This is a genomic window from Streptomyces sp. NPDC051211 (genome assembly GCF_040689505.1).
GTDB lineage: Bacteria > Actinomycetota > Actinomycetes > Streptomycetales > Streptomycetaceae > Streptomyces.
This window is the reverse complement of record NZ_JBFBAV010000087.1, coordinates 1-8425: the sequence shown is the minus strand read 5'-3', so window position 1 is coordinate 8425 and position 8425 is coordinate 1. Positions and strand designations below refer to the sequence as shown.

General features: G+C 69.4%; 7 protein-coding genes. All 7 read right to left on the bottom strand.

Annotated elements, in window-relative coordinates; translation table 11 throughout:
• Positions 1–63: 63 nt before the first annotated feature.
• Complete coding sequence (locus AB0447_RS36080; RefSeq protein ID WP_366481198.1) at positions 64–1155, bottom strand: dipeptide ABC transporter ATP-binding protein; 1092 nt, start codon at positions 1153–1155, stop codon at positions 64–66.
• The gene (locus tag AB0447_RS36075; RefSeq protein ID WP_366481197.1) at positions 1152–2237 is read right to left on the bottom strand and encodes an ABC transporter ATP-binding protein; all 1086 of its coding nucleotides are present in this window, start codon (positions 2235–2237) and stop codon (positions 1152–1154) included. The genes AB0447_RS36080 and AB0447_RS36075 overlap by 4 nt, the downstream gene beginning before the upstream one ends.
• Positions 2234–3235, bottom strand: a complete 1002-nt coding sequence (locus AB0447_RS36070) for an ABC transporter permease (RefSeq protein ID WP_366481196.1) — start codon at positions 3233–3235, stop codon at positions 2234–2236. Before AB0447_RS36070 ends, AB0447_RS36075 begins: the two co-directional genes overlap by 4 nt.
• Positions 3236–3352: 117 nt before the next feature.
• The gene (locus tag AB0447_RS36065; protein ID WP_366481195.1) at positions 3353–5137 is read right to left on the bottom strand and encodes an ABC transporter substrate-binding protein; all 1785 of its coding nucleotides are present in this window, start codon (positions 5135–5137) and stop codon (positions 3353–3355) included.
• 24 nt (positions 5138–5161) lie between these two features.
• Positions 5162–6157: an ABC transporter permease gene (locus AB0447_RS36060; protein ID WP_366481194.1), complete on the bottom strand. Its 996-nt coding sequence runs from the start codon at positions 6155–6157 to the stop codon at positions 5162–5164.
• 423 nt (positions 6158–6580) lie between these two features.
• The gene (locus AB0447_RS36055) at positions 6581–7321 is read right to left on the bottom strand and encodes an enhanced serine sensitivity protein SseB C-terminal domain-containing protein (RefSeq protein ID WP_366481193.1); all 741 of its coding nucleotides are present in this window, start codon (positions 7319–7321) and stop codon (positions 6581–6583) included.
• A 61-nt stretch (positions 7322–7382) separates the two neighbouring features.
• A complete protein-coding gene (locus AB0447_RS36050) occupies positions 7383–8150 on the bottom strand; it encodes an enhanced serine sensitivity protein SseB (protein ID WP_366481192.1) in 768 nt (255 codons plus the stop codon).
• Positions 8151–8425 lie beyond the last annotated feature (275 nt).

Genomic DNA, 8425 nt, shown 5'->3' with positions numbered 1-8425 from the left:
CGCCTCAAAACGCCGGCGGGGCTGGACTGCCATGGGTGGCAGTCCAGCCCCGCGGGCGGTGGCTCAGGCCGGTGGGGCCGGGGGGTTTGGGAGGGAGGGGTCGCCGGGGGCCTGGTCCGGGGCGTTTTCCGGGTGGTGGCAGGCGACCTGGTGCCCCGTCTTCAGGGCGACCAGCGGCGGCTCCTGCGTCGTGCAGACCTGCGTGGCCTTCCAGCACCGGGTGTGGAACCGGCAGCCGCTCGGCGGCGCGATCGGCGAGGGCACATCGCCCTTGAGCAGGATCCGGCCGCTCTTGGCACCGCGCCGGCGCGGGTCCGGCACCGGCACGGCCGACAGCAGCGCCGTCGTGTACGGGTGCATCGGGGCCTCGTACAGCGACTTGCGGTCGGTCAGCTCGACGATCTTGCCGAGGTACATGACCGCGATCCGGTCCGAGACGTGCCGGATGACCGAAAGGTCGTGCGCGATGATCACATAGGTGAGGCCGAGCTCGTCCTGGAGGTCGTCCAGCAGGTTCACCACCTGGGCCTGGATCGACACGTCCAGGGCCGAGACCGGCTCGTCCGCGACCACCAGCTTCGGCTTCAGCGCCAGTGCCCGGGCGATGCCGATGCGCTGGCGCTGGCCGCCCGAGAACTCGTGCGGGTAGCGGTTGTAGTGCTCCGGGTTCAGGCCGACCAGGGAGAGCAGCCGCTGGACCTCCGCCTTGATCCCGCCCTCGGGGGTGACCCCCTGGAGCTTGAACGGGGCGGAGACGATCGCGCCGACCGTGTGGCGCGGGTTCAGCGAGCCGTACGGGTCCTGGAAGATCATCTGTACGTCGCGGCGCAGCGGCCGCATCCCGGAGACGCCGAGGTGGGTGATGTCCCGCCCCTCGAACTCCACCGTGCCGCCGGTCGGCTCCAGCAGCCGGGTGATCAGCCGGCCCATGGTCGACTTGCCGCAGCCGGACTCGCCGACCACGCCGAGGGTCTCACCGCGGCGGACGTCGAAGTCGATGCCGTCGACGGCCTTGACGGCCCCGACCTGCCGGCGCAGCAGCCCCTTGTTGATGGGGAAGTGCTTGACCAGGCCGGTCACCTTGAGGAGGGGTTCCGGGGAGGCCGCGGCCTGCTCGGGGAGCGTCGGGGCGCCCGCCTTCTTGATCTCGGTCACAGCTTCGGCGCAATCTCTTCGGTCCAGATCCGGGTCCGCTCCTCCTGCGACATGTGGCAGGCGGACCAGTGCCGTTCACCGTCGGCGGTCACCAGGTCCGGACGTACGGTCCGGGTGATGTTGTCCTTGGGGATGTCGGCGTACGGGCAGCGCGGGTGGAAGGCGCAGCCGCTGGGGATGTTGATGAGGCTGGGCGGGGAGCCCTTGACCGGGATGAGCCGTTCGGTCTGGTCGCGGTCGATGCGCGGCATCGAGCCGAGCAGCCCCCAGGTGTAGGGGTGGCGGGGCTCGTAGAAGACCTTCTCGGCGCTGCCGCGCTCCACGCACCGGCCGCCGTACATCACCAGGAGGTCGTCGGCCATCTCGGCGACCACGCCCAGGTCGTGCGTGATCATGATGACGGCGGAGCCGAACTCCTTCTGCAGGTCCCGGATCAGGTCGAGGATCTGCGCCTGGACGGTGACGTCCAGGGCGGTGGTCGGCTCGTCCGCGATCAGCAGCTCGGGGTTGTTGACCAGGGCCATCGCGATCATCGCGCGCTGGCGCATACCGCCGGAGAACTCGTGCGGGTAGGCGTCGACGCGCTTGTCCGGCTCGGGGATACCGACCCGGTCGAGCATCTCGACCGCCCGGACCCGGGCCTTCTTCTTGTCCACGTTCTGGTGGGTCCGGTAGGCCTCGATGATCTGGTGGCCGACCGTGTAGTACGGGTGCATGGCGCTCAGCGGGTCCTGGAAGACCATCGCCATCTTGCGGCCGCGCAGCCGCCGCACCTCGTCGGCGTCGGCGCGCAGCAGCTCCTGGCCGTCGAGCCAGACCTCGCCTTCGATGGCGGGGCGGCTGCGGGCGTTGCCGGTGCGGTGCAGGCCCATGATGGCCAGCGAGGTCACCGACTTGCCGGAGCCGGACTCGCCCACGATGCCGAGGGTCTTGCCGCGCTCCAGGTCGAAGGAGAGCCCGTCGACGGACTTGACGATGCCGTCGTCGGTGGGGAAGTGCACCTTGAGGTCGCGGACCGACAGGAAGGCTTCGCTGCGGGGCCCCGACTGCTCGGGTACCAGGGGGGTGTGGTTCTCGGTCACGTCAGCCTCACGCGCGGGTCGATGACGGCGTACAGCATGTCCACGATCAGGTTCGCCATCACGACGAAGAGCGCCGCGAGCAGGGTCACGCCCATGATCACGGGCAGGTCGCCGTCTCTGATCGCGCCGACGGCCGCCGTGCCCAGGCCCTGGAAGTTGAAGGTGGTCTCGGTGAGGACCGCGCCGCCGAGCAGGCCGCCGAAGTCCAGGCCGAACATGGTGACGAGCGGGGTGAGGGTGGAGCGCAGGGCGTGCTTGCGGATGACCACCCGCTCGGTGAGGCCCTTGGCGCGGGCCGTGCGGATGTAGTCCTCGCCGAGCACTTCCAGCATGGTGGCGCGGGTGATGCGGGCGTAGGTGGCGGCGAAGAGGAAGGCCAGCGTGATCCAGGGCAGGATCATGCTGTTCAGCCAGGCCCCCGGATCCTCGGTCAGGGGCCGGTAGTTGGACACGTCCAGCCAGCCGAGGCCGTAGACGAGGATCGCCGGGGCGAGCATGCCGGTGAAGAAGATCGGCAGCGATACGCCGGCGAGGGCGCCGACCATCACGGTGCGGTCGATCGCGCTGCGCCTCTTGAGCGCCGAGACGACGCCGGTGAGCACACCCGCGACCACCCAGATGACGGCGGCACCGAGGGCGAGCGAGACGGTGACCGGAATCCGGTCGAGCATCATCTCGAAGACCGGCGTCTCGCTCTTGAACGAGTAGCCGAAGCACGGCGCCGGGCAGTGCGTCATCTCGGTGCCGGCGTCGTAGTCACGGCCGGCGACGATGCCCTTGAGGAAGAGCAAGTACTGCTCGGAGATGGGCTTGTCGAAGCCCATCTTCACGCGGATGCCCGCCAGGGCGGTCTCATTGGTCTCGCGGCCGGCATACATCAGCGCGGGATCCGACCCGGTGATCTTCGGTACCGCGAAGAAGATGCCGAAGGTGACCACGGAGACCACCAGCAGCGTGGCGACGACGTTGAAGAGTCGCCGGATGAGGTAGACGAGCACTGCAGTCGGCCGCCAGGACCGGCGGCCACCGCCCCTTGTGGGGACGGCAGCCGCCGCCTGCGGCCTTCACCTGCCCTTCGGACTAGCGCATGTGCGGTGAAGGCACGTGCCTGACTGTTACTTGACGACGCCCACCGTGGCGAGGTCGATCTTGCCCATGGACTCGTTGAAGTAGACGTTCGTCAGCCGCGGGTTGTGGTAGACGAAGGCCTTGTCGAAGTTGATGGGAAGGTAGAGGGCCTTCTCCATGATCTTCTTGTTGATCTGCGTGTAGAACGGAGCCGCCTCTTCGGGGGTCTTGGCCGCCGCGGCGTCGTCGAACAGCTTGTTGACCTCCGGGTCGTTCAGCTCGGAGTAGTTGTTGTTGCCGTTCGGCAGGATGAAGGAGCCGTCAACCAGCGGCTGCAGGAAGCCCGCACCGGAGTTGTAGTCGGCGCCCCAGCCCATGACGATGATGCCGTAGCCCTTCTTCTTCACGTTCTCGGGCGAACCGATCGTGGAGGAGGAGAGCTTGCCGTCGTACTGGTCGATCTTCGCGGTGATGCCGACCTTGGCCAGCGCGGCCTGGAGCGACTCGGCCGTCTTGACCTCGGCGGCGCGGTTGTTGCGGACCGCGATCGTGGTCTCGAAGCCGTTCGGCTTGCCACAGGCCTGCAGGGCGGCCTTGGCCTTGTCCTCCTGCGGCTTGCCGGCGGTCAGGCCGTACGGGTCGTAGGCCTTGTCGGAGCCGGGGATGCCGGGCGGCAGCATGTTCGCGCCGAGGTCACCGCTGGTCGGGCCGCCGCGGGCGGTCTGCAGGGACTTCGGGTCGGCCGCGTAGATGACGGCCTTGCGGCACTCGATGTTGTCGAACGGCGCCACGGTCTGCGGGAAGACCATGTAGCGGATGTAGCCCGTGAACGGGTTGTCCGCGTTCTTCTTCAGGTTCTCGTCCTTGAGGACCTTGTTCTTCGCGGCCTGGAGGAGGCCGGTGCCGTCGACGGCGAGGTCGATGTCGCCGTTGAGCAGGCGCTGGTCCATGTCCTCGGCGTTGGTGGTCACCGTGAAGCTGACCTTGTCCGGCAGACCCTTGCGGATCGTGTCGGTCTTGGGGTCCCAGTTCTCGTTGCGGACGAAGGTCGCGCCCTTGCCGGCGGTAAAGCTCTCCACCTTGTAAGGACCGGTGGAGACGGGCTTGTTGGTGTACTTGGCGCCCGTGTCCTTGCCCGCCGGGACCGGCGAGGAGGACGGCATGGCCAGCAGGTAGCTGAAGTCCGAGTTGGCGCTCGCCAGGTTGAAGACGATGGTCTTGTCGTCCGGCGTCTGGACCGACTTCAGACCCATCTTGTTCGGGTCGGTGTCCTTGTACGGGCCGGGGTACTTCTGGCCCTGGTCCAGGAGGTCGATCAGGTAGGTCGGGCCACCGGACAGCACGTCCTGCGCGAAGACGCGCTCGATGCCGTACTTGATGTCCTTCGAGGTGATCGGCGAGCCGTCCTCGAACTTCACGCCGTCCTTCAGCTTCAGCGTGTAGGTCTTGCCGTCGTTGCTGATGACCGGCAGGGCCTCGGCGAGGTCCGGAACCAGCTTGGTGCCGTCCTTGCCGGGCTTGCTGTCGTACGCGAGCAGCTGGCGCACGTACAGGCGCTGCATGTTCCACACGAAGCCGTAGTAGGCGCGCGCCGGGTCCAGGTAGTCGACGTCCTGCGGCGACCAGAGCTTGAGCTCGCCGCCCTTCTTGTCGGACGCGTTGACGACGCCCTTGGTGGCGGCGTCGAACGCGGCGCCGCTGGCGGCGCCGCCCTTGCCGGCCTTGTCGTCATCGCCGTTGCCACCGCACGCGGCGGTCAGCGACAGAGCGGCGATCACGGCGGTGATCGCGAGAGCCTGCTTTCTGCGGGTCACGATGTGTCCAACCTCCATGAGTGGGTGAATCGTTGAAGCGGTTCAGCTGCCCTTGGGGTCGAGTGCATCGCGCAGCCCGTCCCCGAAGAGGTTGAACGCCAGGACAGTGATGAAGATCGCGAGACCGGGGACGACCATGAACATCGGTGCGTCCTGGTAGATGGGGACGGCGTCGGACAGCATCTTTCCCCAGGACGCCGTGGGCGGTTTGACGCCGGCGCCGAGGAAGCTGAGAGCCGCCTCCGTCAGGATGTTGGTCGGGATGATCAGGGTCGTGTAGACCAGGATCGGAGCGACCAGGTTGGGCAGCAGTTCCTTGATCAGGATGTAACCGCGCCCGGCGCCGAGGCTGCGTGCGGCCTCCACGTACTCGCGCTCGCGCATCGAGATCGTCTGGCCCCGGACGATGCGTCCGATGTACGGCCAGCCGAAGAAGCCGATGACGAGGACGAGTACGCCCATCCGGACGCCGCTGCCTTCGAAGCCCCAGACGGAGTTCGGGACCACGGAGACCAGGGCGATGGTGAAGAGCAGCTGCGGGAAGGCCAGCAGCAGGTCCATGAGGCGGCTGATCAGCGCGTCGACCCAGCCGCCGAGGAAGCCCGCGAGGGCGCCCAGCAGGCTGCCGATGACGACCGAGACGAAGGCCGCCAGGAAGGCCACGGTCAGCGAGATGCGCGCGCCGAAGACGATCCGGCTGAACACGTCGCGGCCGTTGGTGGGCTCGACGCCCAGCAGGAAGTCCGAACTCATGCCGCCGAACGAGCCGACCGGCGTGCCGAGCTCCGGATCGAGCATGTCCTCGTGGAACTCGTTGGGCGGGTGGCCCAGCAGGCTCACGATCTGCGGCGCGAAGACCGCCACCAGGATCAGGAGGATCACGACGATGCCGCCGGTCAGTGCGATCTTGTCGCGCTTGAGCCGCATCCAGGCGATACGGCCCGGTGAGCGGCCTTCGATGGCCTTTGCAGGAACGTCGGCTACGGCAACGGCCGCGGGGGCTTTTTCCGCGCTCGTGTCGTGCAGTGGTGCCGTCATCGTGGTGGGGACCCCTCTCGGCCGACGGGTGGGCCGGCCCATGCCCGCCGCTGTGGCGGCGTTGGTGCGGAGTGGCGCTGTGAAGTGCAAGTGACGAACCGGCGGTTCGAAGGACTGACCGGCTCTTGGTGGGGGAGTCTTCATCGGTCGCTCGACCAGCCGCCAGACCCGCAGATGAATGGATGCGCAACCGTGATGTGAGGGTCCGATTCCCGTTATCCGGACTTCGCTCTCGCCTGAGCGGAGCAAGACCATCCGTTCGGTACGGAAGCGGACATCGTGCCCAACTGTCTTGAGCCGTCCGCTATTTGGGCATGATCGACCGGCCAAATCCGGACAAGAGCGGGACAACGGCCGGGGCGGGTCCGGATACGACGAAGGCCGCACGGAACGATCTGTTCCATGCGGCCTGATACGGGAATCTCAGTAGCTGGGCGCGTGCGCCTCACGGTCGTAGAAGGGCCGCGCCTGGGCGCGCAGCCACATCGCGACGGGGTCGTGCTCGTCGGCGAGCGCGACGGTGCACACCGGGACGCCCTCGGGAACCGCGCCGACCGACTGCCGCATCATCTCGCGCACCGACTCCAGGGCGGGCGCCGATGCCTCGTACAGGTCGAGGCCGACGGCCAGGTACGGCAGGCCGAGCGCGGGCTGCACCCAGGCGCGGCGGAGCGAGCGGACGGCGGGGGTGCGGTGCGCGTGCTGGGTGAGCAGTCCGTAGAACTGCGGAAGCTCCAGCGCGGGCTCGGACAGCCGCAGCGGTCCGGCCGGCATCCGGTCCAGTCCGGTGGCCACCCGGCGCAGGTCGGCCCAGGGGATGCCGAGGCCGCCGCCGGGGTCGTGCGGGTTGAGCCACAGCCCCCACCGGTCGGGGTAGAGGGCGCGGGCGATGTCCCGCCCGGTGACCATTTCGTAGCCGCGGTTCCAGCCACTGGCGGTGAGCTCCTGCGGGGAGGTGACGCAGGGGGCGTAGCCGAGGCCCTCCACCTCCATGCCGCCGTACTGGGCGTCCGGGGATCCGGACTGCCCGTTCCAGAGCAGCATCCACAGCCGGCCCTCGGCGAGGGCGTGCAGCAGCGCCTCGTAGTCCTCATAGCGCCCGGGGGTCACCTGGCGCATCATGTGCTCGACCTGCCCGGCCGCGGCCGTGCCTGACGCACTCACCCGGTACCCCTCTTCGTCCGCCCGTCGGTTCAGCCCGGAAATGAAACCAGCTTACGGGTCACTAGGGCAGGTAGAACGGGTGCACGCGCTCGCGGATGTGGTCGGCGACCGGATCGTCGGTGGCGTCGAGCAGGATCAAGTGGACCGGCCAGGGCGGCTGTACGCGGTTCAGGGCGCGGGCGAGGGCGTCCATCGGGGCGTCCCGGTGTTCGGTCAGGTGTCCCAGCAGGCGGACACCGATGTACAGCTCGGGGGCGCCGCCTTCGACGCTGGCCAGGCAGCGGTGGGCGGAGGCGACCACGCCGGTGGTGCGGAACTCCTCCGACGCGGCGGCCAGGAAGTCGACCGGGTCGTCCTGCCAGTCCGGCTCGAAGAGCCGGACCCGGCCGCCGGTGGGACCGCCGGCGGGGTCGCCGCCGGCCGACCCGTCGATCTCGGTCCGGCCGCTCCGGCCGGCCCGGCAGAGCTCGGCGACGGCCGGCGGGGGCAGCGGGACGCCGACCGCGCCCTCGGGGTTCACGGCGACGCCGAGCTGCGGCGGGAGGCCGCGGGCGAACTCCACGGCGGGGACCACGGCGAAGTCCATGCCGGGGCCGGCGCAGGCGAGGAGCTGGGCCTCGGAGCTGTAGACGGGGACGTAGGCGGCGCCGCCGATGTCCATGGTGGGCAGGCGGATGCTCGCGCTGTCCGGGGCGCCACCGGCCGGGAGCGGCACCCAGAGGTCGCTGCGGGCCAGCACCTCCATGATGCGGGGGCCGGCGGCGGGGTTCCCGAGCGCCGCTCCGAGCACCTGCTCCAGCTCGTTGGCCGGCCAGCCGTTGCCCTGCATGTCTGTGCGCCTCCCTTGTCGTGCGGGTCGGGCCCGAGAGTAGTGGCTGCAACACCCCGCCGGTCACACCCGGCCCCGCCGGGGCATTTCCAGCCTCGCCGGCGTTTGAGGCGCGGGGGTCCGGGGGCTGGCCCCCGGCAACGGCGCCGCACCAGGCAGGGCACCTCCGGCCCCGCCGGGCACCTCCCCCGCCGGGCCCTTACGGCTGGGTTGCCGCAGGCAACTCCAGCCCCGCCGGCGTTTGAGGCGCGGGGGTCCGGGGGCTGGCCCCCCCC

Coding starts and splice junctions, on each gene's coding strand:
- AB0447_RS36065 (WP_366481195.1), bottom strand. CDS start 5,137: ATGGAGGTTGGACACATCGTGACCCGCAGAAAGCAGGCTCTCGCGATC.
- AB0447_RS36050 (WP_366481192.1), bottom strand. CDS start 8,150: ATGCAGGGCAACGGCTGGCCGGCCAACGAGCTGGAGCAGGTGCTCGGA.
- AB0447_RS36060 (WP_366481194.1), bottom strand. CDS start 6,157: ATGACGGCACCACTGCACGACACGAGCGCGGAAAAAGCCCCCGCGGCC.